The sequence below is a fragment of the Microbacterium sp. genome, assembly GCF_035277845.1.
Lineage (GTDB): Bacteria > Actinomycetota > Actinomycetes > Actinomycetales > Microbacteriaceae > Microbacterium.
On sequence record NZ_DATEJS010000184.1, the window covers coordinates 1 to 3446 of the forward strand.

Sequence of the window (3446 nt, forward strand, 5' to 3'; positions counted from 1 at the left end):
GCCCAGGCGACCCGCGCGGGCGACGATCTCGGCCTCGCGGGCGTGGTTCTTGGCGTTCAGCACCTCGTGCTTGACGCCCTTCTTCTTGAGCAGGCGCGACAGATACTCGCTCTTCTCGACGCTGACCGTGCCGACGAGCACCGGCTGCCCGTCCGCGTGGCGGCGTGCGATGTCCTCGACGACCTGGTCGAACTTCGCCGTCTCGTTCTTGTAGACGAGGTCGGCCTGGTCCTTGCGGATCATCGGCCGGTTCGTCGGGATCGGCACCACGCCGAGCTTGTACGTCGACATGAACTCGGCGGCCTCGGTCTCGGCGGTGCCGGTCATGCCGGCGAGCTTCTCGTAGAGGCGGAAGTAGTTCTGCAGCGTGACCGTGGCGAGGGTCTGGTTCTCCGCCTTGACCGGCACGGCCTCCTTGGCCTCGATGGCCTGGTGGATGCCCTCGTTGTAGCGACGTCCGACCAGGATGCGGCCGGTGTGCTCGTCGACGATCATGACCTCGTCGTTCATCACGACGTAGTCGGTGTCGCGCTTGAACAGCGCCAGTGCCTTGATCGAGTTGTTCAGGAACGAGATGAGCGGCGTGTTGGCCGATTCGTACAGGTTGTCGATGCCGAGGTAGTCCTCGACCTTCTCGATGCCGGGCTCGAGCACACCGACGGTGCGCTTCTTCTCGTCGACCTCGTAGTCGACCCCGGGCTCGAGGGTGCGCGCGATCTTCGCGAACTCGGTGAACCAGCGGTTCGCCTCCCCCGACGACGGGCCGGAGATGATGAGCGGCGTGCGGGCCTCGTCGATGAGGATCGAGTCCACCTCGTCGACGATCGCGTAGAAGTGGCCGCGCTGGACGAGGTCCTCCTTCTGCCACGCCATGTTGTCGCGCAGATAGTCGAAGCCGAACTCGTTGTTCGTGCCGTAGGTGATGTCGGCGTTGTACTGCTCGCGGCGCACTTCGGGGGTCTGACCCGACACGATGTTGCCCGTGGTCATGCCGAGCGCACGGTACACACGGCCCATCAGCTCGGACTGGTACGTCGCCAGGAAGTCGTTGACGGTGACGACGTGCACGCCCTTGCCCGCGATCGCATTGAGATAGACGGCGAAGGTCGCCGTGAGAGTCTTGCCCTCACCGGTCTTCATCTCGGCGATGTTGCCGAGGTGCAGCGCCGCGCCACCCATGACCTGCACGTCGTAGGGGCGCTGGCCGAGGGTGCGCTTGGCCGCCTCGCGCACCGCGGCGAATGCCTCGGGCATGAGGTGGTCGAGCGTCTCGCCGGCCGCGTAGCGCTCGCGCAGCACGCGGGTCTCGTCGCGCAGCTCCTCGTCGGAGAGCTTGGTGTACTCGTCTTCGAGGGCCGCGACGGCCTTGACCACCTGCTGCAGGCGCCTCAGCACCTTGCCCTCACCGGCGCGGAGCAGTTTCTCGAAGGGGTTCGCCACGGGGCATCTCCATCTTGTCGGGGAGCGATCGGAGCGGGTCGCACTCGCGATCGCAGGCGCGCGGAATCCGCACGCATACTGCTCCCCATGTTATCCGTCTGTGACTTTGCGCTCGCTTGGAGGAGCCGGAGCGTGCGGATTCGACACGCCGGAAGCCACACAGAAGATGTTTCCCGATATGCATATACTCGGCAATTACATACCGGGAAACGTCCCCAGGAGGCACCATGTCGGTCCGTCAGTCACTGCTCGCGATCCTCGATCAGGGCCCGTGCTACGGGTATCAGCTGCGCGCCGAGTTCGACCGGCGCACCGGGTCCACGTGGCCGCTGAACGTCGGCCAGATCTACAACACGCTGGAACGACTCGACCGCGACGGGCTCGTGGAGAAAGGCGACACCGACGACCAGGGGCACGTCTACTGGCGGATCACGGACGCCGGCCGTGACGAGGTGCGGGACTGGCTGGACTCCCCCGTGACGCGCACCGGCGGCACGCGCGACGAGCTGGCGATCAAGCTGGCGATCGCCGCCACGCTTCCGGGGGTGGATGTCGCGGAGGTCATCCAGCGGCAGCGCAGCGCCTCGATGGCGCAGCTGCAGGAGCTCAACCGTGCGAAGTACGCCGGATCGGATCCAGACGGGCCCGAAGAGCTCGCCTGGTCTCTCGTCGTGGACTCGATGATCTTCGCGGCCGAGGCCGAGGTGCGCTGGCTCGACCACACCGAGCAGCGCCTCGCCCTGCACCCGCAGCACGCGATGGCGCTGGAGCTGTCCGCCGCGCGGCCGAAGCGCGGTCGTCCGGCCGCCGTGCAGCCCGAAACGCAGGGAGCGGGACGATGAGCGACGGCATCCCGCGCCTCGTCGGCGCCGCCACTCGCGAGGTCCCGCAGGCTACCCTGAGTTGTGTCCACAGATGAAAACCCGACCGAAGTCGCAGGATCCTCCGAGCCCCCGGCCTTGACGTTCTCCGACCTCGGATTGAGTGACGCCGTCCTCAGGGCGCTCCGTGACGTGGGGTACGAGACCCCGTCGGCCATCCAGGCCGCGACCATCCCGCCTCTGCTCGAGGGACGTGACGTGGTCGGGCTCGCGCAGACGGGCACCGGCAAGACCGCCGCGTTCGCTCTGCCGATCATCGACCGGCTCGACCTCTCGCAGAAGACGCCGCAGGCGCTCGTGCTCGCCCCGACGCGCGAACTCGCACTGCAGGTCTGCGAAGCGTTCGAGCGATACGCGGGGCACCTCAAGGGCGTGCACATCCTGCCCGTCTACGGCGGCCAGGGCTACGGCGTCCAGTTGTCTGCGCTGCGTCGCGGCGTGCATGTCATCGTCGGCACACCGGGCCGCATCATGGACCACCTCGACAAGCGCACCCTCGACCTGTCCGAGCTCAAGTACCTGGTGCTGGACGAGGCCGACGAGATGCTGAAGATGGGCTTCGCGGAGGATGTCGAGACCATCCTCGCCGACACGCCCGACACGAAGCAGGTCGCCCTGTTCTCGGCGACGATGCCCGCCGCGATCCGGCGTATGTCGACGCAGTACCTGAACGACCCGCAGGAGATCACGGTCAAGTCGAAGACCACGACTTCCGCGACGATCGCGCAGCGCTATCTGATCGTGGCTTACCAGCAGAAGATCGACGCGCTCACGCGCATCCTCGAGGTCGAGAACTTCGAGGGCATGATCATCTTCGCGCGCACCAAGAGCGCGACCGAGGAGGTCGCCGAGAAGCTGCGCGCCCGCGGCTACTCCGCCGCCGCCATCAACGGCGACATCGCCCAGGCTCAACGGGAGCGCACGGTCAACCAGCTCAAGTCCGGGAAGCTCGACATCCTGGTCGCCACGGATGTCGCGGCCCGCGGACTCGACGTCGAGCGGATCTCGCACGTGGTGAACTTCGACATCCCCACCGACACGGAGTCGTACGTGCACCGCATCGGCCGCACCGGGCGCGCCGGGCGCACCGGCGATGCGATCAGTTTCGTGACGCCGCGCGAGCGC

At 67.0% G+C, this 3446-nt stretch carries 2 protein-coding genes and 1 pseudogene; 2 read left to right on the forward strand and 1 reads right to left on the reverse strand.

Going from position 1 to position 3446, the window contains the following annotated elements:
* Positions 1–1440, reverse strand: a pseudogene (locus VJR25_RS07870) (preprotein translocase subunit SecA); the annotation flags it as partial.
* A gap of 227 nt (positions 1441–1667) precedes the next feature.
* Here VJR25_RS07870 and VJR25_RS07875 point away from each other — a divergent pair.
* Together VJR25_RS07875 and VJR25_RS07880 are read left to right on the forward strand one after the other, a co-directional pair.
* On the forward strand, positions 1668–2282 hold the full coding sequence (locus VJR25_RS07875; protein WP_324114295.1) for a PadR family transcriptional regulator: 615 nt from the start codon (positions 1668–1670) through the stop codon (positions 2280–2282).
* Between the two features lie 63 nt (positions 2283–2345).
* Positions 2346–3446: DEAD/DEAH box helicase (locus VJR25_RS07880; protein WP_324114297.1), on the forward strand; the 1101-nt coding region annotated here is incomplete at its 3' end.

What these genes read in the sequence shown, in the direction of transcription:
- VJR25_RS07875 (WP_324114295.1), top strand. Translation starts at nt 1,668, where the DNA reads ATGTCGGTCCGTCAGTCACTGCTCGCGATCCTCGATCAGGGCCCGTGC.